Here is a 20,407-nt window from a genome sequence, read left to right on the forward strand (position 1 = left end):
AGGCCACCGGTCGGAGCCGCTCAAAAAAGCCGGTTCAGGCCGTCATAGGCAGCTACCCGATAGGCTTCGGCCATGGTCGGGTAGTTGAATGTGGTGTTGACGAAGTACTTCAGGTTGTTCTGCTCACCCGGCTGGTTCATGATCGCCTGGCCAATGTGGACGATTTCCGAAGCCTGGTAGCCGAAGCAATGCACGCCGAGGATTTCCAGGGTTTCGCGGTGGAACAGGATCTTCAGCATGCCCTGCGGCTCGCCGGCGATCTGCGCACGCGCCATGCTCTTGAAGAAGGCCTTGCCCACTTCGTACGGCACCTTGGCCTGGGTCAGCTCCTGCTCGTTCTTGCCGATCGAGCTGATCTCGGGAATGGTGTAGATACCCGTCGGCACGTCGTTGACGAAGCGCCAGCTGCCGTTATCGACAATGCTGCCAGCGGCCGACCGGCCCTGGTCATGAGCGGCACTGGCCAGGCTTGGCCAGCCGATCACGTCGCCGGCACCGTAGATGTTCGGCACGGTGGTACGGTAGGCCTCGTCGACCTCGATCTGGCCGCGGCTGTTCACCTTGATGCCGATGTTTTCCAAGCCCAGCTTGTCAGTATTGCCGGTACGGCCGTTGCACCACAGCAAGGCGTCAGCCTTGATCTTCTTGCCCGACTTGAGGTGCAGGATCACCCCGTTGTCCAGGCCTTCGACGCGCTCATACTCTTCGTTGTGGCGCACGGTGATGTTGTTGTTGCTGAAGTGGTAGCTCAGCGCTTGGGAAATTTCCGAGTCGAGGAAGCTCAGCAGCTGGCCACGGTTGTCGACCAGCTCGACCAATACGCCCAGGCCACTGAAGATCGAAGCGTACTCGCAACCGATCACGCCGGCACCGTACACGATCAGCTTGCGCGGGGTATGGCTGAGGCTGAGGATGGTGTCGCTGTCGTACACGCGCGGGTGGTGGAAGTCGATGTCGGCCGGGCGGTAGGGGCGCGAGCCGGTCGCGATGATGATGTGCTTGGCGTTGAGCTTCTCGACCACGCCGTTCGGGCACACCACTTCCACGGTTTGCTCGTCGGCAAAGCTGCCAGTGCCGAAGAACACGTCGACGCGATTACGGGCATAGTAGCCGGTGCGCGATGCCACCTGCTTGGCGATGACCTTCTCGGCGCTTTTCAGCACGTCCGGGAACGAGAACCAGCGCGGCTCGCCGATGGCACGAAACATCGGGTTGGTGTTGAACTGCATGATCTGCCGCACCGAGTGACGCAGTGCCTTGGACGGAATGGTACCCAAGTGGGTGCAGTTGCCACCGACCTGGCGACGGTCATCGACCATCGCTACCTTGCGCCCTGCTTTGGCGGCGTTCATTGCCGCGCCTTCACCGGCCGGGCCGGAACCCAGCACCACTACGTCGTAGTTGTAGACAGCCATGCGTACTCCTTCAGAACTGGCCCGCAAGCCACGGTCGCTCGCGGGGCACGATCATGCCGCCGGGGCGCCATGAGAAAATTCGGGTGCAGTCTAATCAACCCTGAACGCCGCGCACATTAACCCTTGGTCGCGTCGTAGGCCAATTTTGCCCGCACTACATATGCTTCACCCATTCCCTGGCGGCAATCATCCCTGCTTGTGCTTTCACTGGCCTTTCACTGCCCGTTCGAACGCGGGCGTAGCTCGGGAGACGAAGCCTCCCTCTGCTCGAGTCACCAAAACCGCAGCCAGATCATGCGCCACGGCAAAATCCCAGCCTCGCTGTGGGCCCAGGATGAGCAGCAGCGTCGAATAGCCATCGGCCAGCAGTGCTGAGGCGTCCAGCACCGTAACGGCAGCCAGGTCATGTTCGACCGGGCGCCCGAGGCGGGCATCGAAGGTGTGCGAATAGCGCCGGCCATTCTGCTCGAAATAGTGCCGATAGTCACCCGAGGTTGATACTGAAAGGCTATTGACCGGGATGATCTGGCGGGCGATCTGACGGTCTTCGCGGGGCAGTTCCAGGGCAATACGCCAAGGGCTGCCGTCAGGCTTGCGGCCAACCGCCTTCAGCTCGCCAGTGGCCTCGGCGACAAAACTGCTGATACCCATGGCCTGCAGGCGCGCAGCGATCAAGTCGACAGCATGGCCGGCGACGATGCTGTTGAAGTCGAGCTGCACCGGGGCATCCTTGCACAGGGCTCGACCTTTGACGCGCAAGTGCTGGTAACCCACGCGCTGGCGCACCTGGGCCAGTGCCTGTGGTTCGGGCACTTGCTCGTGACGGGCCTGAGGGCCGAAGCCCCACAAGTCGAGCAATGGCTCTACCGTGAGATCGAAAGCGCCATCGCTCTGCTCGGCAAGGTGCTGGCCCAGGCTGACCAACTCGAGCATATCAGGCGGCAAGGCCAGGCACTGGCCCGCAGGTAAGCGGTTGAACTGGCTTACGATGGAGTCGCCGCGGTAGGTCGAGTAGTGGTGATCGATGTCGTGCAGGATGGTTTCCACCGCCATCTGCACCTGGGCCGGCAGCGGGCCACCAGGCTCGCGGACGTACTGGATGCTGTAGCTGCTGCCCATGGTCGGGTCACCCAGGCGCTCCAGGGTGGGGCCTTGGTTGCAGGCGGTGAGTAGCAGCAGAATGAACAGTAGGGCTGTGCGCAAGGTTTGGTTTCTCGGTTGCCGGGGCTGGCCTCTTCGCGGGTAAACCCGCTCCTACAGGGGCAGCGATAGTCCTGTAGGAGCGGGTTTACCCGCGAAAGGGCCGGCTCTGACAACACACATTCAGAATAAAAAAAACGGGAACCCGAAGGTTCCCGTTTTTTCATTTCCTTACAAGCGAATCAGCGTGGAAACGCTGGCGGGTTCACACCGGCCATGTCTTCCATCACACGAACCACCTGGCAGCTATAACCGAATTCGTTGTCGTACCAGACGTACAGAACAACGCGGTTGTCGTTGGCGATGGTCGCCTCTGCGTCAACCACACCGGCGTGGCGCGAGCCGACGAAGTCGGTCGAAACCACTTCCTGCGAAGCCACGTAGTCGATCTGCTTGTGCAGCTCCGAGTGCATGGCGGTCTGGCGCAGGTACTCGTTGATCTCGTCGCGGGTGGTGGCCTTTTCCAGGTTCAGGTTCAGGATGGCCATCGAAACGTTCGGCGTCGGGACACGAATGGCGTTGCCGGTCAGCTTGCCCTTCAGCACTGGCAGTGCCTTGGCAGCAGCGGTGGCGGCGCCGGTTTCGGTGATTACCATGTTCAGCGGCGCGGCACGGCCACGGCGGCTGCCCTTGTGGAAGTTGTCGATCAGGTTCTGGTCGTTGGTGAACGAGTGAACGGTTTCGACGTGGCCGTTGACGATGCCGTACTGGTCGTTGATGGCCTTGAGCACCGGCACGATGGCGTTGGTGGTGCAGGAGGCCGCCGAGATGATCTTGTCATCGGCAGTGATATCACCGTGGTTGATACCGTGCACGATGTTCTTCAGCGCGCCCTTGCCAGGTGCGGTGAGGATCACGCGGGCAGCACCCGGGCAGGCCAGGTGCTGGCCCAGGCCGTCGGCGTCACGCCATACGCCGGTGTTGTCGACGATGAGCGCATTGTCGATGCCGTACTGGGTGTAGTCGACTTCGCTCGGGCTCTTGGCGTAGATAACCTGGATCAGGTTGCCGTTGGCAGTGATGGTGTTGTTGGCTTCGTCGATGGTGATGGTGCCATCGAACGGGCCGTGCACCGAGTCACGGCGCAGCAGGCTGGCACGCTTGACCAGGTCGTTTTCGGCGCCTTTGCGCACGACGATGGCACGCAGACGCAGGCCGTCACCACCACCGGTCTTCTCGATCAGGATGCGCGCCAGCAGGCGGCCGATGCGACCGAAGCCGTACAGGACAACGTCGGTGCCTTTGCGCGCCGAAGCGTTCTGCTGACCGACCACGTCGGCCAACTCTTCACGGACGAACTGCTCGGCAGTGCGGCCATTGCCTTCCTGCTTGAACTTGTTGGCCAGCTTGCCCAGGTCGACCGATGCGGCGCCCAGTTTCAGCTCGCTCATGGCCTTGAGCAGGGGGAATGTCTCGTGGACGGACAGTTCGGTTTCGTCGGTTTGGCGGTGGCGCGCAAAGCGGTGCGCCTTGAGAATCGAGATAACCGAACGGTTGATCAGGCTGCGGCCATAAATCGAGCTCACCACATTGTTATTGCGGTAGAGCTGACCGATAAGCGGGATCATCGCTTCAGCCAGGGCTTCACGATCAATCCACTCACCAAGACACTGGTCGGGCTTCTGAGTCACGGGAACCTTCCACATGTAGGGACAGAAAAAAGGGGCTACATTATGACGCCCCAACGCGGAACCGGCAATGAGTGCCTGACGCAGTGACGCAAGCCAGCGTTCATGCCCTTTCGAGCCTGACAGCCGGCACCGTCACCGGTACAATCGGTCTCTTTGCCGCAACGCTTGGAGTGCAATCTCCCGTGTCAGTTCTGCGCCTACCGCAAATGTCGGCCACGGCCGGCAAACAAACCTGGGGCAACCTGCCCGGTGCCGCCCTCAGCCTTGCCATCGCCGAAGCCGCCAGCAGCGCTGGCCGCTTCACCCTGCTGCTGACGGCCGACAGCCAGGCCGCCGACCGTCTGGAGCAGGAGCTGCGCTTCTTTGCCCCGGACCTGCCCGTGCTGCCGTTCCCCGATTGGGAAACCCTGCCCTACGACCTGTTCTCGCCACACCAGGACATCATCTCCCAGCGCATCGCCAGCCTGTACCGCCTGCCGGAGCTGAGCCACGGCATCCTCGTGGTACCGATCACCACCGCCCTGCACCGCCTGGCGCCCACGCGTTTTCTGCTGGGCAGCAGCCTGGTGCTGGATGTGGGCCAGACCATCGACGTGGAACAGATGCGCCTGCGCCTGGAGGCCAGCGGTTATCGTTGTGTCGACACCGTCTACGAGCATGGCGAGTTCGCCGTGCGCGGCGCGCTGATCGACCTGTTCCCGATGGGCAGCAAACTGCCCTACCGCATCGACCTGTTCGATAACGAGATCGAGACGCTGCGCACCTTCGACCCCGAGACCCAGCGCTCGATCGACAAGGTGGATTCGGTGCGCCTGCTGCCAGCACGCGAATTCCCGATGCAGAAGGAAGAAGTGACCCGCTTCAAGGCACGCTTTCGCGAGCGCTTCGACGTCGACTTCCGCCGCAGTGCAATCTTCCAGGACCTGGCCAGCGGCATCATCCCCGCCGGTATCGAGTACTACCTGCCACTGTTCTTCGAAGAAACCTCGACCCTGTTCGACTACCTGCCGACCGACACCCAGGTGTTCTCGCTACCCGGTGTGGAACAGGCCGCCGAGCACTTCTGGAACGACGTGCGCGGGCGTTATGAAGACCGCCGCGGCGACCTCAGCCGGCCGCTGTTGCCGCCGGCCGAGCTGTTCCTGCCGGTGGAAGATTGCTTCGCCCGGCTCAAGCAATGGCCCCGGGTGGTGGTCAGCAGCGAAGAGCTGGAGCCTGGCGTGGGCCGCGAGCGCTTCCCGGCGCGCGCCCTGCCCAACCTGGCCATCGAGGCCAAGGCCAACCAGCCGCTGGCCGAGCTGGCCAACTTCCTCGACCAGTTCCCCGGCCGCGTACTCTTCACCGCCGAATCAGCAGGCCGCCGGGAAGTGCTGCTGGAGCTGCTCGAACGTCTGAAGCTGCGCCCGCATACCGTCGAAGGCTGGGACGACTTCATTACCGGTGCCGAGCGCCTGGCGATCACCATCGCCCCGCTGGACGACGGCCTGCTGCTGGACGATCCAGGGCTGGCCCTGATTGCCGAAAGCCCACTGTTCGGCCAGCGGGTGATGCAGCGCCGGCGCCGTGACAAGCGCGGCGAAACCGCCAACGACGCGGTCATCAAGAACCTCACCGAGCTGCGCGAAGGTGCGCCGGTGGTGCACATCGACCATGGCGTCGGCCGCTACCTGGGCCTGGCCACCCTGGAAATCGATGGCCAGGCCGCCGAATTCCTGACGCTGGAATACGCCGAGAACGCCAAGCTGTATGTGCCGGTGGCCAACCTGCACCTGATCGCCCGCTACACCGGCAGCGACGACGCCCTGGCACCGTTGCACCGGCTGGGTTCGGAGGCCTGGCAGAAGGCCAAGCGCAAGGCCGCTGAACAGGTCCGCGACGTGGCCGCCGAACTGCTCGATATCTATGCTCGCCGCGCCGCGCGCAAGGGCTACGCGTTTGCCGACCCGTCGGCCGACTACGCCACCTTCAGCGCCGGCTTCCCGTTCGAGGAAACTCCGGACCAGCAGGCCGCCATCGAGGCCGTGCGCGCCGACATGCTGGCCCCCAAGCCAATGGACCGCCTGGTCTGCGGCGACGTGGGCTTCGGCAAGACCGAAGTGGCCATGCGCGCGGCGTTCATCGCCGTGCACAGTGGCCGCCAGGTGGCCGTACTGGTGCCCACCACCCTGCTCGCCCAGCAGCATTACAACAGCTTCCGCGACCGCTTTGCCGACTGGCCCGTGACCGTGGAAGTGATGAGCCGCTTCAAGTCGGCCAAGGAAGTGGCCGCCGCCGCTGCGGACCTTGCCGAAGGCAAGATCGACATCCTCATCGGCACCCACAAGCTGCTGCAGGACGACGTGCGCTTCAAAGACCTGGGCCTGGCCATCATCGATGAAGAGCACCGCTTTGGCGTGCGCCAGAAAGAACAGCTGAAGGCGCTGCGCAGCGAGGTCGATATCCTCACCCTGACCGCCACGCCGATTCCGCGCACGCTGAACATGGCGGTGGCGGGCATGCGCGACCTGTCGATCATCGCCACGCCGCCAGCACGCCGCCTGTCGGTGCGCACCTTCGTCATGGAACAGAACAAGAGCACGGTCAAGGAGGCGCTGCTGCGCGAACTGTTGCGCGGTGGCCAGGTGTACTACCTGCACAACGATGTGAAAACCATCGAAAAATGCGCCGCCGACCTTGCCGAGCTGGTGCCCGAGGCACGCATCGGCATCGGCCACGGGCAAATGCGCGAACGCGAGCTGGAACAGGTGATGAGCGATTTCTACCACAAGCGTTTCAACGTGCTGGTGGCCTCGACCATTATCGAAACCGGTATCGACGTGCCCAGCGCCAACACCATTGTCATCGAGCGCGCCGACAAGTTCGGCCTGGCCCAGTTGCACCAGCTGCGTGGCCGGGTTGGCCGTAGCCACCACCAGGCCTACGCCTACCTGCTCACACCTACCCGTCAGAAGGTGAGCGCCGACGCCGAAAAACGCCTGGAGGCGATCGCCAACACGCAAGACCTTGGCGCAGGCTTTGTGCTGGCAACCAACGACCTGGAAATCCGCGGTGCCGGCGAGCTACTGGGCGAAGGCCAGAGCGGGCAGATCCAGGCGGTGGGCTTCACCCTGTACATGGAAATGCTCGAACGTGCGGTCAAGGCAATCCGTAAAGGCACCCAGCCGAACCTTGAGCAACCACTGGGCGGCGGCCCGGAGATCAACCTGCGCCTGCCGGCACTGATCCCCGAGGACTACCTGCCTGACGTGCATGCGCGCCTGATCCTGTACAAACGCATCGCCTCGGCTGCCGACGAAGAAGGCCTCAAGGACTTGCAGGTCGAGATGATCGACCGCTTCGGCTTGCTGCCAGAGCCGACCAAGAACCTGATGCGCCTGACGTCACTCAAGCTGCACGCGGAAAAGCTCGGCATCAAGAAAGTCGATGCGGGGCCCAACGGTGGCAAGCTCGAGTTCGAAGCCGAAACACCGGTCGACCCACTGACCCTGATCAAGCTGATCCAGGGTCAGCCCAAACGTTACAAGTTCGAAGGCGCCACCCAGTTCCGCTTCCTGGTACCGATGGAACGCCCCGACGAACGTTTCAATACCCTGGAGGCGCTGTTCGAGCGCCTGACCCCACAGCCTGCCTAAGGAAGACTCATGCGTGCCATCCGTTGCCTGACCCTGCTGCTGGCGCTGTTCGCCCCAGCTGCCTTCGCCGAAGGCCTGTATCAGGTAGAAATGATTCTGGTGCGGCAGAACAGCGTGCCCGCCTTCACCAGCCCGTTCGCCCCCGAAGACTGGAGCGCTGGCGCCCCACGCCTGGCGAAAGACGCCGAGCGCCGCCCCGCACTGGAAGATGAAGCCACCCGCCTGGAAGCCACCGCCGACTACACGGTGCTGATGCACAAGGCCTGGCAACAGCAGGTGGGCAGCGAACCCAGCCGCATCGCCCTGGGCGAAGGCACCGAACAGTTCGGGCACTTCCCTATCGAAGGCAACCTGAGCATCGCTGAAGGCCGCTTCATTACCGTCGAGGCCAACTTCTGGGTCAACCAGCTGGATGGCAACGGCAGCGTGCTGCAAAGCGAGCAGTTCAGGCAGAGCAACAGCAACGTCAAGGGCGGCCAGCTGACCTTTCTCGACGGCGGGCACCTGGCGGTGCTGCTGAAGGTGACCCCACCAGGCACGCCGAAAATGCCGGTGATGGACCCGGAGATGATGGAGCAGTAAGCCCATGAAGGACGATGCCGCCGAAATGGTGAACGCCTATCCGAACTGGATTCAATCGTTCAGCAAAGCTGCCCTGCAGCGCGGTGAGCGCTATGCCGAGGAAGGCAGGGCCGAACTGGAAGGCATTCATGGGCCAATCATAACGGCCAGTTGCCAAGGGAGCGGCAACAACCACTACCGGCAACGCATCGAGTTGCACGTAGCGGGCGGCCGCTGCCATGTGCGCGGTGACTGCGATTGCCCGGTACGTCACAATTGCAAGCATTGCGCCGCTGTCCTTTTCTGTGTGAGCGACCGCTTTTCCCGTAGCGAGGTCACGCAAGCCACCCCAGGCGCCTTGTCTGCCGAATTGCAGCACTGGTTGAGCGGCCTGGAGCAGGCCCCGCCCAAAGCCGACGCTACCGAAGACAAGCGTGGGCGCATGGTGTGCTATCAGCTGCAGCTTACCGACGATGCCGGCTGCGCCCTGCTTGTGCGCAAGGGCACGCGGACGGAGGACGGCATCCGCTTCAGCCGCGTCCAGTCCCTTTACGATTTTCTCTACGAGCCACCGCGCTTCGTAACAGACGAAGACATCCGCATTCTGCGCCTGCTCTCGGCCCTGAATCAGGGCGGAGGCCAGGATCGCGGCTACAAACTGAAGGGCCATGAGGGTGGCGAGCTGTTCCAGCGCGCCCTCGAAACCGGCCGAATGTTCTTCGATACCGACCTTCCCCTGCTTCATGAAGGCCCGGTGCGCCACGCCGAGTTTCGCTGGGTACGCCTGGACAACGGAAATTACCGGGGGCGGTGGTACAGCGGCGAAGCGATGCTGCGCTGCGTCATCCCGCTGCTGCCGCTTTACTACCTGGACCTGCCGACCCGTGAAGTGGGCAAGGTCGAGCACAGCCTGGATCCGCACGTCGCCGTGCAGCTGACTATCGCACCCGATGTACCGGAACACCTGGTCGTACCCCTGAGCCACAAGCTCAATGCCCTCAGCCACAAGGTGCCGACCCCGACGCAAGTGCAGGAGCAGTTGCTCGATAACATCCAGCCAAAGCCCCTTCTTGCTCTCGGCAGCCTTGAATACACCGCCTACATGCCGAAAACCGGTCGCATGCAACGGCAGATGCAACACCGCGCCGCATTGGCGTTCGATTATGACGGCTTGCAGGCCAGCGGCACCGACGAGAAGCCGCTGACCCGCCTGGCAGGCAGCACCAGCCAGCGCATTCGCCGCCAGGCTCAAGCCGAGCAGGCGCTGCGCAAGGTGCTGCGCGATTTCGGCTTCAAACCCGCCACACGGCAGAGCAAGGCCCTACCCGACAGCGCCGGCGAAATGCACCAGTTGCCTGACGACGAAGCCTGGCTGCGCTTTGCCCGCGAAGGCCTGCCGCGCCTGCGCGAAGCCGGCTGGGACATCGATATTCACCGCGACTTCGCCTTCAACCTGCAGGAGGTGGACGACTGGTATGCAACCATCGACGAAGCGCCTGGCCATGAATGGTTCGACCTGGAACTAGGCATCGTGGTCGATGGCCAGCGCCACAGCCTGCTGCCGATCGTGTTGCACCTGCTGCGCAGCAGCCCGGAGCTGCTACGCCCTAGCGAACTGGCCCGGCGCAGTGATGACGAACATCTGCTGATCGACCTCAATCGCGGCCGTCTCGATGCCCCGGCTTTGCGCGTCGCCCTGCCCTACGGCCGCATCAAGGCAGTCATGGGTACCCTGGGCGAGCTCTACCTGCACGAGGACACGGCAGGCCCGTCCCTGCGCATGGAGCGTGCCGACGCCGCGCGCCTGAACGAAATCGAAGGCCTGCCCCTGCACTGGGAAGGTGGCGAGCACGTACGCGATCTGGGCCGGCGTCTGCGCGATGCCCGGGACCTGCAGGTAGAACCGCCCACCGGGCTGCAGGCCAGCTTACGCCCTTATCAGCAGCAAGGCCTGAACTGGCTGCAGGCCCTGCGCGAGATGGGTACCGGCGGCATCCTCGGCGACGACATGGGCCTGGGCAAGACCCTGCAGGCCTTGGCCCATCTGCTGCTGGAGAAACAGTCCGGGCGCCTGAGTGCACCGGCCCTGGCAGTCATGCCGACCAGCCTCATACCCAACTGGCTGGACGAAGCCCAGCGCTTCGCCCCCGACCTGCGCGTCCTGGCACTGCATGGACCGGGGCGCAGCAAGCACTTCACCAAGCTGCATGAGTACGATCTGGTCCTGACCACTTACGCCCTGATGCCACGCGACCTCGAACAGCTGCGCCCCCAGGCCTGGCACGTGCTGATACTGGACGAGGCGCAAAACATCAAGAGCAGCAGCAGCAAGGCTGCCCTCGCCGTCTGCGAGCTACAGGCCGGGCAGCGTTTGTGCCTGACCGGCACGCCGATGGAAAACAACCTGGGCGAACTGTGGTCGATCTTCCACTTCCTGATGCCCGGCTGGCTGGGCGACCTGAAGCGCTTCAACCAGGATTACCGCAACCCGATCGAACGCCACGGTGACAGCGAGCGCTTGACCCACCTGGCCAGCCGCATCCGGCCGTTCCTGCTGCGCCGCACCAAGGAGCAGGTGGCCACAGAACTGCCGGCCAAGACCGAGATGGTGCACTGGGTCGAGCTCAGTGATGCCCAGCGCGATACCTACGAGGCCGTGCGAGTGGCCATGGACCAGAAGGTCCGCGACGAAATCGCCCGCAATGGCGCCGCACGCAGCCAGATCGTGATCCTCGACGCGTTGCTCAAGCTGCGCCAGGTGTGCTGTGACCTGCGCCTGGTCAAGGGGGTAGAAAGCAAAGGCAACCAGGCCGACAAGGGCAAGCTGGGTGCGCTGCTGGAAATGCTCGAAGAACTGCTCAGCGAAGGGCGCAGGGTGTTGTTGTTCTCACAGTTCACTTCGATGCTGGCGCTGATCGAGCAGGAGCTCGAGAAGCGCAAGATCCGCTACAGCCTGCTGACCGGCGACACTCGCGACCGTCGCACGCCAGTGCAGCAGTTCCAGCAAGGTGAAAGCGAAGTGTTCCTGATCAGCCTCAAGGCGGGGGGCGTAGGCTTGAACCTGACGGCGGCGGACACCGTGATCCACTTCGACCCCTGGTGGAACCCGGCCAGCGAAAACCAGGCTACCGACCGTGCCTACCGCATCGGCCAGGACAAGCCGGTGTTCGTGTTCAAACTGATTACCCGGGGTACGGTGGAAGAGAAGATCCAGTTGTTGCAGCAGGAAAAGGCAGCACTGGCAGCCAGCCTGCTGGACGGCGGGCAGGCTGGGCAGTGGCGGCTTGGCGATGAAGAAATCGAGGCCCTGTTTGCGCCATTGCCCGGAAAGCGCGGACGGCAGGCCAAAGGGGGATAGAGCGTAGGAGCGGGTTCACCCGCGAATGGGCCGGGCCTGCTGGCCAATTCCCCCCTCGCCGTTCACCGTTGCCGCCACCGTATTCGCGGACAAACCCGACTTGCGGGAACGGACAGGCCCGCGCAGTCAATCGACCAGCTGAGCTTCCTTCAACGCCCCCAACGCCTCCAGCCAGCGCGGCTGTTGGCGATAATCGGTTCGCGCAAACCCTTGCCCACGCATCCGCGCAATCCGCGGCGACGGCTTGACCTTCATGCGCTGCGCTGCACTCAGTGCCAGCTCCGCCGCCGCCCGGTCATTGCACACCAGGCCCATATCACAACCGGCGCTCAGCGCCGCTTCGATACGGCTGGCTGCATCGCCAACCACATGCGCACCGGCCATCGACAGGTCATCACTGAAGATCACACCGTCAAAGCCCAGCTCGCCACGCAGGATGTCCTGCAACCAACGCCGCGAGAAGCCAGCGGGCTGGTTGTCAACCTGCGGGTAGATGACATGCGCCGGCATCACTGCCGCCAGCTGCCCACTCAGGCGGGTAAACGGCACCAGGTCGGCCTGGCGCAGTTGTTCCAGGCTGCGCTCATCGGTGGGGATGGCCACGTGCGAATCGGCTTCGGCCCAGCCATGCCCCGGGAAATGCTTGCCACACGCGGCCATACCCGCCGCATTCATGCCACGGATGAACGCGCCGGCCAGGCGCGTTGCCCGCAGCGGGTCCCCCTCGAAGGCGCGGCTGCCCACCACGGCGCTGCGCTGGTGGTCCAGGTCGAGCACCGGAGCGAAGCTGAGGTCCAGGCCAACCGCCAGTACCTCGGTCGCCATCAGCCAGCCGCACTGCTCAGCCAGGTACTCGGCATTGTCGTTATCGGCCAGCGCACGCATGGCCGGCAGGCGCACAAAGCCCTGGCGCAGACGCTGTACGCGCCCGCCTTCCTGGTCCACTGCCAGGATCAGATCGGGGCGAATGGCGCGGATGGACGCGCACAGTTCGCGCACCTGGCGCGGGTTGTCGATATTGCGGGCGAAGATGATCAGGCCAGCCACTTCCGGCTGGCGAAGCAGTTGACGGTCTTCGGCGGTCAGCCATTTACCGGCGATATCCACCATCAGGGAGCCTTGCAGGCTGACAGTCATGGGTAATCCTTCATTGAAGACAGAGAGAGGCCCACCGGGGGGCAGCAGACACCGGCAGACACGCGCCGTTGGCCACAGGCGGAGCCATACAGGCACTGGTCAGCAAGGGTGATGCGAAGTAGATCGAAATCGGGCATGGGCGCTAGCTTATCGGAAGCGCCCCGCCACGCCCAGCCTTCAGGCCTTGGCGGTAGCCGAACCGGTCTTTGTTCGCGGGCGCAGCTGCGCAGTGGCCATCGCCTCGTCGGTCACACCGCTGTCAGCGCGCATGCCTGCCGCCAGGAACGGCACCATCAGGCGCATCACCTGCTCGATCGAGGTGTTGATGCCGAAGTCGGTCTCGGCAATCGCCCGCAGGGCCTTGATACCGGACATGCTGAAGGCCGCGGCACCCAGCATGAAGTGCACACGCCAGAACAGTTCCAGTGGCGGAATGCGTGGCGCAGCCTCGTTCACCAGCAGCATGTAGCGGCGGAACACCTTGCCGTACATGTCTTCCAGATAGCGCCGCAAGTGACCCTGGCTCTGGCTGAATGCCAGGCCCAGCAGGCGCATGAAGATCGACAGGTCGTTGTTGCTGCGCGGCTGCACGGCCAGCGCCTGCTCTACGAGCATTTCCAGCAGTTCTTCGAGGCTGGGCTTGTGTTCCGGCTTGGCCTGGCGGCGCTCCAGTTCACGCTCGAGACTGGCGCAGAATGGGCCAAGGAAACGCGAGAAAACAGCCTGGATCAGCGCCTTCTTGGAGCCAAAATGATAGTTGACTGCCGCCAGGTTGACCCCGGCCTTGCTGGTAATCAGCCGCAACGAGGTTTCGGCGAACCCCCTTTCCGCGAACAGCTGCTCGGCAGCGTCGAGAATGCGTTCAACGGTTTCCGATTGGGCCATGACTACTCCGACTACTCCGTCAGACAAACAGGTGTTTGAAACATACGTTTCAGCCCTGCTTCTGTCAAGGCTCCATGACTGGGCGGTCGCCATTTAAAAGCGCCAGCCGGCCCACTGCAAGCGCCACCTCTTCTGTTTATTGCGCCTTTTGGCTTGCAGCGCACCCAGTACTGTATATAATCCCAGTCACTGTACAAAAAGACAGAGCGCTTACCATGTTGAAACTGACGCCACGCCAAGCCGAAATTCTCGCGTTCATCAAGCGCTGCCTGGAAGACAACGGCTTCCCGCCTACTCGCGCCGAGATTGCTCAGGAGCTGGGCTTCAAGTCGCCCAATGCCGCCGAGGAGCACCTCAAGGCCCTTGCCCGCAAGGGCGCGATCGAAATGACGCCGGGCGCTTCCCGCGGCATCCGCATCCCTGGCCTGGAAGCCAAGGCCGAAGAAGCCGGCTTGCCCATCATCGGCCGGGTCGCTGCCGGTGCGCCGATTCTTGCCGAACAGCACATCGAGCAATCCTGCAACATCAACCCTGCCTTCTTCCACCCCCAAGCCGACTATTTGCTGCGTGTACACGGCATGAGCATGAAGGACGTCGGCATCTTCGACGGTGACCTGCTGGCTGTGCACACCTGCCGTGAAGCCCGCAACGGCCAGATCGTGGTAGCGCGTATCGGTGACGAAGTCACCGTCAAGCGCTTCAAGCGCGAAGGCAGCAAAGTCTGGCTGCTTGCCGAAAACCCCGAATTCGCCCCCATCGAAGTCGACCTGAAAGAACAGGAGCTGGTGATTGAGGGCTTGAGCGTCGGCGTTATTCGCCGCTGATCCAGGAGGCGTCATGCAGCAGTTCATTCACGCACCCGAGCAAGCCCAGTTGCCCCTGTTCGAAGCATTCCTCGCCCAGCCTGTGCTGCCTGGCCTGAAAGCCAGGGAACCGGCGCGCAAGAGCAGTCAGCCCGAGCTGTTCAGCGAACTGTCGCTGCGCGGTGCCCCTGGCCACTGCCAAAGCCTGCTGGCACCCGTGCTGCGCGAACTGAGCGAAGAGGACGAGACCCGCTGGCTGACCCTGATCGCCCCACCGCCAAGCCTGACCCATGCCTGGCTGCGCGATGCCGGGCTCAACCGTGAACGTATTCTGCTGCTGCAACCCCGCAGCAATCAAAGCGCGCTGCAACTGGCCTGTGAGGCTTTGCACCTGGGCCTCAGCCACACCGTGGTGAGCTGGCTGGGCAACGTCAATGCCACTGCACGCCAGCAACTGCTACGTGCAGCCAGTGCCGGAAACGCACAAAGCCTGAACATCCGCCTCGGCTGATGTTCAGGCTTTGCCTGTCACTTCAAATAGCCTGATACGCTGCTGCACACTCAGTGCAGCACACGCGGCCCTTCATCACGCTCGAGTTCGCCATCCATCAGGCGACCGGCCATCTGCACACCCACACTGAGCATGGCCTTGGCCACTTCCACATGCTGACCCTGCAGGAACACCTTGGCGTCTTCCGAGAAATCCAGGGTTACCAGAGAGCCCTCATCCTCGGCGCGACGAAGTTCGATGCGGCCGTCAGGCAACTCGACAATTTCCAGAAAAGACGTAGACATAAATGGCAGTTCTCCGCGAAAGGCGATTATTGTACCAGCCGTTGCGGCTATCAGCACTCACTCAACGCGTCACGGAAACGTCTCACCAAACTTTTAAGGTCATTGCGCCAGCTTTCCAGCTCGGCACGCGACAGCGCTGGATGCTCAGGCTCATCAAGATTGACAGCTTGAATCAGGGGCTGGGTAACGTCGGTTTTCGGCGCTTTTCTGGCGACCGGCGGTCGGAACAAATCGGCATAAGCACCGAGCATTTGCGCCAGCCAGGTTTCCCGCTGACGGGCCAGCTCCAGCAACTCGGCCACCTCCGGGATGGCGATACCGTTCAGGGCATCGTCAGCCAGGGCTTGCTCCACCGTTGCGACAACCGGCAGGCGGTAAAAGCCCCCGATCTCATGGCACAGCCCCAACAGAGCACCATACAGGTGGAACAGCGCCGACTCGCGCTCAGCCTGAACCAGGCCTTGGGCATTCATGGCCTGGCTTTGTTCCGCCTTGGCCATGGACTCAAGGGCGAGGCCGGCGAAGAACAGTTTCTGGTTGGTACGGGTGTAGAGTTCCTGGGCCATTTCAGTGCCCTCCCATAAGGCTACAAGGCGGATATCTGCATCATAAATGATTGGGGCCGCTTTGCGCCCCTTCGCGGGCTTGCCCGCTCCCACAGGTATCGCGCCGCCCTTGAATGTGGCGCTGTACTGGTGGGAGCGGGCAAGCCCGCGAAGGGCCGCAAAGCGGCCCCACATTACAGCACCGATGGATCAGCGCTTGTCTTCAACCTTCCAGGCGTTACCGTCGTAGAACGCCTTCCAGCCGGTCGGCTTGCCATCGACCTCGGACTGCACATACTGCTCCTTGGTCTTGCGGCTGTAGCGAATCACCGCCGGGCGGCCATCCGGGTCTTTCTGCGGCGCATCGCACAGGAAGTGGTACTTCGGGTCGATCTCATGCTTGTGCGGCACAATTTCCATCACCAGCGGCGCACGGGTTTCGCGGTTCTTGGGGAACTGGCTGGCAGCCAGGAACAACCCGGAAGCACCGTCGCGCAGCACGTAGGTATCGTCGACTTTCTCGCACTTGAGCTCCGGCATGTCCACCTTGTCCATCTTCGGTGGCGCCGCCTCGCCGCTCTTGAGCAGCTTGCGGGTGTTCTTGCACGTCGGGTTGGTGCAGCCGAAGAACTTGCCGAAACGGCCGGTCTTCAATTGCATCTCGCTACCGCACTTGTCGCACTCCAGGCTCGGCCCTTCGTAACCCTTGATGCGGTAGTTGCCTTCTTCGATCTCGTAACCGGCGCAATCCGGGTTGTTGCCGCAGATGTGCAGTTTGTGTTTCTCGTCCAGCAGGTAGGCGTCCATCGCCGTGGCGCAGATCGGGCAACGGTGCTTGCCCAGCAACACGCGCGATTCCGACTCGCCCTCGTCGTCAGCGGCAATCTCGTCGCCCGGCACCAGGTTGACGGTAGCCTTGCAGCGCTCTTTCGGCGGCAGGCTGTAGCCAGAGCAACCCAGGAACACACCTGTAGAGGCCGTGCGAATCATCATCGGCCGACCACATTCCTTGCACGGAATGTTGGTCATGGTCGGCTGGTTGGCACGCATGCCGTCTTCGCTGGACTCGGCAGTCTGCAGCTTTTTGCTGAAATCGCCGTAGAACTCGTCGAGCACGTTCTTCCAGTCACGCTCGCCCTGGGCCACGTCGTCGAGGTTCTCTTCCATGTCGGCAGTGAAGCCGTAGTCCATCAGGTTGGAGAAACTCTCCGACAAACGCTCGGTGACGATGTCGCCCATCTTCTCGGAGTAGAAGCGGCGGTTGTGCAGCGTCACATAGCCACGGTCCTGGATGGTGGAAATGATCGCCGCGTAGGTCGATGGGCGGCCAATACCGCGCTTTTCCATTTCCTTGACCAGGCTGGCTTCGGTAAAGCGTGCAGGTGGCTTGGTGAAATGCTGGCTCGGGTCGATCTGGATCAGTTTGAGTGCTTCACCCTGCACCATCTCTGGCAGCACATCGTCTTCGCCCGGTTTGCTCTGCTGTGGCAGCACACGGGTGTAACCGTCGAACTTGAGGATGCGGCCCTTGGCGCGCAGCTCGAAATCGCCGGCAGCGACGGTAACGCTGGTGGACAGGTACTGCGCTGGCGGCATCTGGCACGCCAGGAACTGGCGCCAGATCAGCTCGTACAGGCGCTCGGCGTCACGCTCCATGCCGCTGAGCTTGGTCGGGTGGGTATTCACGTCAGAAGGCCGAATCGCTTCGTGCGCCTCCTGGGCGCCCTCCTTGCTGCCGTAAACCAGTGGCGCCTCCGGCAGGTACTGCTTGCCGAACTCCCGTTCGATGTAGCTGCGTGCCATATCCAGGGCGTCAGCCGACAGGTTGGTCGAGTCGGTACGCATGTAGGTGATGTAACCCGCTTCGTACAAGCGCTGGGCCATCATCATGGTTTTCTTCACACCGAAGCCCAGGCGGTTACTGGCCGCTTGCTGCAAGGTAGAAGTAATGAACGGTGCCGATGGCTTGCTGCTGGTCGGGCGGTCTTCACGCTTGACCACGCTGTAGCTGGAAGCCTTGAGCTTTTCCAGCGCAGCCATGGCCTGAGCTTCATTCAGCGGCTTGAAGGCCTCGCCCTTCTCGCGCGCCACCTCGAAACGCACCTTGGCGTTCTTGGCGGTGCCGAGGTCGGCGTGGATCTCCCAGTACTCTTCCGGGATGAACGCGCGGATTTCACGCTCGCGCTCTACCACAAGCTTCACCGCTACCGACTGCACACGGCCAGCGGACAGACCACGGGCAATCTTTGCCCACAGCAGCGGCGAAACCATGTAACCGACCACGCGGTCGAGGAAACGCCGCGCCTGCTGGGCGTTGACCCGGTCGATGTCCAGCTCGCCTGGCTGAGAGAAGGCCTCCTGAATGGCCTTCTTGGTAATTTCGTTGAACACCACGCGCTTGTAGCGGGTGTCGTCACCCCCAATGGCCTCGCGCAGGTGCCAGGCAATGGCTTCCCCTTCGCGGTCCAAGTCGGTTGCGAGATAGATGGTGTCGGCATCCTTGGCCAGGCGGCGCAGCTCTTCGATCACCTTTTCCTTGCCAGGCAGGATCTCGTACTTGGCCTTCCAGCCATGGTCGGGGTCGACGCCCATGCGTGCCACCAGCTGACGGCGGGCCTTCTCTTTCGGCGAAAGCGCCGGCGCCTCACCCGCAGCCTTGCCACGCTTGGCGGCCGGCTCTTTGCTCGCGCTGGCCGAACCGCTGGTGGGGAGGTCTCGGATATGGCCGATACTCGACTTCACCACGTACTGGTTGCCCAGGTACTTGTTGATGGTCTTGGCCTTGGCCGGGGATTCCACAATGACCAGCGATTTGCCCATGGATCGGAGTATTCCTGAATCTGAAGATAAAAAACGCGCCAAGTGCCAGACGCGGCACCGCTATATATAGTGGCAAAAGTGTGAGGTCAAGCTCGGACGATCACGCGTGCGACTTGCCCAGCAACCCGGGCAGCCCCTCTTCGGCCTTGACCAAAGCAAAGCGTGGCACCTGCTCGCCGTCAAATTCGACGGACTCCTGGAACATCGACAGGGGACGTACCCAGAAGCTGTAATCACCATACAGGCATTGGTAGAACACCATCCACTCTTCGGTTTCGGAGTGCCGCGCAACACTGAAGACACGGTACTCAGGCCCTTTGTAATGCCGGTATACGCCTGGTTGTATCTGCATGTTGCACACCTCCTGAATAAAACCTGAAAAAACAAAACCGGGGCACTAGGCCCCGGCTGCTGTCCCGCTACGCGATCAGACGCGTTCGAAGACAGTGGTGATACCTTGGCCCAGGCCGACGCACATGGTCGCAACACCCAACGTACCGCCATTTTGCTTCATGACGTTAAGCAGGGTGCCGGAAATCCGCGCCCCGGAGCAACCGAACGGGTGGCCCAAAGCAATGGCGCCGCCGTGCAGGTTAACCTTCTCATCCATCTTGTCGAGCACTTTCAAGTCTTTCAGCACGGGCAGGGCCTGTGCAGCGAAGGCTTCGTTGAGCTCGATGAAGTCGATATCGGCCATGGTCAAGCCCGCACGCTTGAGGGCTTTCTGGGTCGATGGCACCGGGCCGTAACCCATGATTGCCGGGTCGACACCGGCCACTGCCATCGAACGGATCACCGCCAATGGCTGGATACCCAGGTCCATGGCACGCTGACCGGACATGACGATCATGCACGAGGCGCCGTCGGTGATCTGCGACGAGGTACCGGCCGTGACCGTACCGCCTTTCGGGTTGAACGCAGGCTTGAGCGACGCCAGACCTTCGAGGGTGGTTTCCGGGCGAATGGTTTCGTCGAAATCGAACACCTTCAGGAAGCCGTTCTCGTCGTAGCCCTGCATCGGGATGATCTCGTCCTTGAACTTGCCTTCGACCGTGGCCTTGTGGGCCAGCTGGTGCGAGCGCAAGCCGAACAGGTCCTGCTGCTCACGGGTGATGCCGTGCATCTTGCCGAGCATCTCTGCAGTCAGGCCCATCATCCCGGAAGCCTTGGCGGCATGCAAGGACAGGTGCGGGTTGGGGTCGACGCCGTGCATCATGCTGACGTGGCCCATGTGCTCCACGCCACCCACCACGAACACATCACCGTTACCGGTCATGATCGCCTGGGCAGCAGTGTGCAGGGCGCTCATGGACGAGCCGCACAGGCGGCTGACGGTCTGCGCCGCAGAGGTGTGCGGGATCGGGGTCATCAGCGAAGCCATGCGGGCGATGTTCCAGCCCTGCTCCAGGGTCTGGTTGACGCAGCCCCAGATCACGTCCTCGACTTCTTTCGGGTCGACCTTGCCGTTGCGTTCCAGCAGTTTGCTGATCAGGTGCGCCGACATGTCTTCAGCGCGGGTATTGCGGTGCATGCCACCCTTGGAGCGGCCCATTGGCGTGCGACCGAAGTCGACAATCACCACGTCTCTTGGATTCAGGCTCATATCAAATCTCTCGCTCTAGCTC

15 protein-coding genes are annotated in these 20,407 nt (G+C 62.6%); 5 read left to right on the forward strand and 10 right to left on the reverse strand.

The annotated features are described in order from the left end of the window. Window positions 1-20 precede the first annotated feature (20 nt). From sthA to QYE47_RS21525, 3 genes are all read right to left on the reverse strand, one after another. The gene (sthA, locus tag QYE47_RS21515; RefSeq protein WP_003248797.1) at window positions 21-1,415 is read right to left on the reverse strand and encodes a Si-specific NAD(P)(+) transhydrogenase; all 1,395 of its coding nucleotides are present in this window, start codon (window positions 1,413-1,415) and stop codon (window positions 21-23) included. Between the two features lie 204 nt (window positions 1,416-1,619). Next, entirely contained in the window at window positions 1,620-2,618 is a 999-nt protein-coding gene (locus QYE47_RS21520; RefSeq protein ID WP_070384156.1) for an FAD:protein FMN transferase, read from the reverse strand. 179 nt (window positions 2,619-2,797) lie between these two features. Next, window positions 2,798-4,261 (reverse strand): glyceraldehyde-3-phosphate dehydrogenase, encoded by a 1,464-nt coding sequence (locus tag QYE47_RS21525; RefSeq protein ID WP_010953137.1) that lies wholly within the window; start codon window positions 4,259-4,261, stop codon window positions 2,798-2,800. Window positions 4,262-4,428: 167 nt separating this feature from the next. On the opposite strand from QYE47_RS21525, the gene mfd reads away from it, so the two are divergent. From mfd to QYE47_RS21540, 3 genes are read left to right on the forward strand one after another with little or no spacing between them, the layout of a single operon-like run. Continuing rightward, window positions 4,429-7,878: a transcription-repair coupling factor gene (mfd, locus tag QYE47_RS21530; RefSeq protein WP_010953136.1), complete on the forward strand. Its 3,450-nt coding sequence runs from the start codon at window positions 4,429-4,431 to the stop codon at window positions 7,876-7,878. 9 nt (window positions 7,879-7,887) lie between these two features. Next, window positions 7,888-8,460 carry a CsiV family protein gene (locus tag QYE47_RS21535; RefSeq protein ID WP_014591776.1) on the forward strand — a complete coding sequence of 191 codons (573 nt, stop codon included), beginning with the start codon at window positions 7,888-7,890 and terminating at the stop codon, window positions 8,458-8,460. 4 nt (window positions 8,461-8,464) lie between these two features. Beyond that, window positions 8,465-11,797 carry a DEAD/DEAH box helicase gene (locus tag QYE47_RS21540; RefSeq protein WP_014591777.1) on the forward strand — a complete coding sequence of 1,111 codons (3,333 nt, stop codon included), beginning with the start codon at window positions 8,465-8,467 and terminating at the stop codon, window positions 11,795-11,797. A gap of 126 nt (window positions 11,798-11,923) precedes the next feature. Here QYE47_RS21540 and nagZ read toward each other — a convergent pair whose 3' ends face one another. Then, on the reverse strand, window positions 11,924-12,922 hold the full coding sequence (gene nagZ, locus QYE47_RS21545) for a beta-N-acetylhexosaminidase (RefSeq protein ID WP_172830957.1): 999 nt from the start codon (window positions 12,920-12,922) through the stop codon (window positions 11,924-11,926). A 189-nt stretch (window positions 12,923-13,111) separates the two neighbouring features. After that, window positions 13,112-13,819 (reverse strand): TetR/AcrR family transcriptional regulator, encoded by a 708-nt coding sequence (locus tag QYE47_RS21550; protein ID WP_010953132.1) that lies wholly within the window; start codon window positions 13,817-13,819, stop codon window positions 13,112-13,114. Window positions 13,820-14,034: 215 nt separating this feature from the next. Between QYE47_RS21550 and lexA the strand changes: the two genes are divergently transcribed. Together lexA and sulA are read left to right on the forward strand one after the other, a co-directional pair. After that, a complete protein-coding gene (lexA, locus tag QYE47_RS21555; RefSeq protein WP_010953131.1) occupies window positions 14,035-14,643 on the forward strand; it encodes a transcriptional repressor LexA in 609 nt (202 codons plus the stop codon). Between the two features lie 13 nt (window positions 14,644-14,656). Beyond that, window positions 14,657-15,133 carry an SOS-induced cell division inhibitor SulA gene (gene sulA, locus QYE47_RS21560; protein WP_014591779.1) on the forward strand — a complete coding sequence of 159 codons (477 nt, stop codon included), beginning with the start codon at window positions 14,657-14,659 and terminating at the stop codon, window positions 15,131-15,133. 50 nt (window positions 15,134-15,183) lie between these two features. Here the strand turns inward: sulA and QYE47_RS21565 are convergent, their stop codons facing one another. The 5 genes from QYE47_RS21565 to fadA form a co-directional block, all read right to left on the reverse strand. Continuing rightward, a complete protein-coding gene (locus QYE47_RS21565) occupies window positions 15,184-15,417 on the reverse strand; it encodes a hypothetical protein (protein WP_003248777.1) in 234 nt (77 codons plus the stop codon). A 50-nt stretch (window positions 15,418-15,467) separates the two neighbouring features. Then, the gene (locus QYE47_RS21570; protein WP_003248773.1) at window positions 15,468-15,983 is read right to left on the reverse strand and encodes a DUF6586 family protein; all 516 of its coding nucleotides are present in this window, start codon (window positions 15,981-15,983) and stop codon (window positions 15,468-15,470) included. 189 nt (window positions 15,984-16,172) lie between these two features. After that, entirely contained in the window at window positions 16,173-18,782 is a 2,610-nt protein-coding gene (topA, locus tag QYE47_RS21575) for a type I DNA topoisomerase (RefSeq protein WP_014591780.1), read from the reverse strand. A gap of 100 nt (window positions 18,783-18,882) precedes the next feature. Beyond that, window positions 18,883-19,134 (reverse strand): DUF1653 domain-containing protein, encoded by a 252-nt coding sequence (locus tag QYE47_RS21580; RefSeq protein ID WP_003248769.1) that lies wholly within the window; start codon window positions 19,132-19,134, stop codon window positions 18,883-18,885. Between the two features lie 75 nt (window positions 19,135-19,209). Continuing rightward, complete coding sequence (fadA, locus tag QYE47_RS21585) at window positions 19,210-20,385, reverse strand: acetyl-CoA C-acyltransferase FadA (protein ID WP_010953128.1); 1,176 nt, start codon at window positions 20,383-20,385, stop codon at window positions 19,210-19,212. Window positions 20,386-20,407: the final 22 nt, after the last annotated feature.

This window comes from Pseudomonas sp. 2,4-D (genome assembly GCF_030418155.1).
Classification (GTDB): domain Bacteria; phylum Pseudomonadota; class Gammaproteobacteria; order Pseudomonadales; family Pseudomonadaceae; genus Aquipseudomonas; species Aquipseudomonas alloputida.

Bases quoted from the DNA above. Each gene is read 5' to 3' on its own strand.
- sthA (WP_003248797.1), bottom strand. From the start codon at position 1,415: ATGGCTGTCTACAACTACGACGTAGTGGTGCTGGGTTCCGGCCCGGCC.
- QYE47_RS21525 (WP_010953137.1), bottom strand. From the start codon at position 4,261: ATGTGGAAGGTTCCCGTGACTCAGAAGCCCGACCAGTGTCTTGGTGAG.
- QYE47_RS21535 (WP_014591776.1), top strand. From the start codon at position 7,888: ATGCGTGCCATCCGTTGCCTGACCCTGCTGCTGGCGCTGTTCGCCCCA.
- QYE47_RS21540 (WP_014591777.1), top strand. From the start codon at position 8,465: ATGAAGGACGATGCCGCCGAAATGGTGAACGCCTATCCGAACTGGATT.
- QYE47_RS21550 (WP_010953132.1), bottom strand. From the start codon at position 13,819: ATGGCCCAATCGGAAACCGTTGAACGCATTCTCGACGCTGCCGAGCAG.
- lexA (WP_010953131.1), top strand. From the start codon at position 14,035: ATGTTGAAACTGACGCCACGCCAAGCCGAAATTCTCGCGTTCATCAAG.
- sulA (WP_014591779.1), top strand. From the start codon at position 14,657: ATGCAGCAGTTCATTCACGCACCCGAGCAAGCCCAGTTGCCCCTGTTC.
- QYE47_RS21565 (WP_003248777.1), bottom strand. From the start codon at position 15,417: ATGTCTACGTCTTTTCTGGAAATTGTCGAGTTGCCTGACGGCCGCATC.
- QYE47_RS21570 (WP_003248773.1), bottom strand. From the start codon at position 15,983: ATGGCCCAGGAACTCTACACCCGTACCAACCAGAAACTGTTCTTCGCC.
- topA (WP_014591780.1), bottom strand. From the start codon at position 18,782: ATGGGCAAATCGCTGGTCATTGTGGAATCCCCGGCCAAGGCCAAGACC.
- QYE47_RS21580 (WP_003248769.1), bottom strand. From the start codon at position 19,134: ATGCAGATACAACCAGGCGTATACCGGCATTACAAAGGGCCTGAGTAC.
- fadA (WP_010953128.1), bottom strand. From the start codon at position 20,385: ATGAGCCTGAATCCAAGAGACGTGGTGATTGTCGACTTCGGTCGCACG.